This window comes from Pseudomonas sp. DE0010, assembly GCF_007680745.1.
In the GTDB taxonomy this organism is placed as follows: domain Bacteria; phylum Pseudomonadota; class Gammaproteobacteria; order Pseudomonadales; family Pseudomonadaceae; genus Aquipseudomonas; species Aquipseudomonas parafulva_B.
This window is the reverse complement of the sequence record NZ_VEJQ01000257.1, coordinates 1-248: the sequence shown is the minus strand read 5'-3', so window position 1 is coordinate 248 and position 248 is coordinate 1. Positions and strand designations below refer to the sequence as shown.

Sequence of the window (248 nt, the reverse complement as noted above, 5' to 3'; positions counted from 1 at the left end):
AGGTCCTGGATGGACAACTCCGGCTGGTACTGCTCAGTGATTTGGGCCAGGCCGTGGTGACCGCCGACTTCGCCCGCGACATTCTCGAGCAGACGCTGCGTACCGATTACCAAGCGCTGACCGCCCAGTAAGGAGAACAAGAGAGTCCCATGTCCAATCTGCACGCCGACGAAGCCTTCCTCGGTCACTATCAGTTCACTCACGACCCGTTCGCCGCCCGCGTTCCCGGTTTCAAATTCTTTCCGGCG

1 protein-coding gene and 1 pseudogene are annotated in these 248 nt (G+C 60.1%); both read left to right on the top strand.

The window, feature by feature from the left end; all coding sequences use genetic code 11:
- Positions 1–131, top strand: a pseudogene (locus FS767_RS23310) (3-dehydroquinate synthase); the annotation flags it as partial.
- A gap of 18 nt (positions 132–149) precedes the next feature.
- A partial coding sequence (locus tag FS767_RS23305) for a hypothetical protein (RefSeq protein ID WP_256674315.1) occupies positions 150–248 on the top strand: 99 nt, incomplete at its 3' end.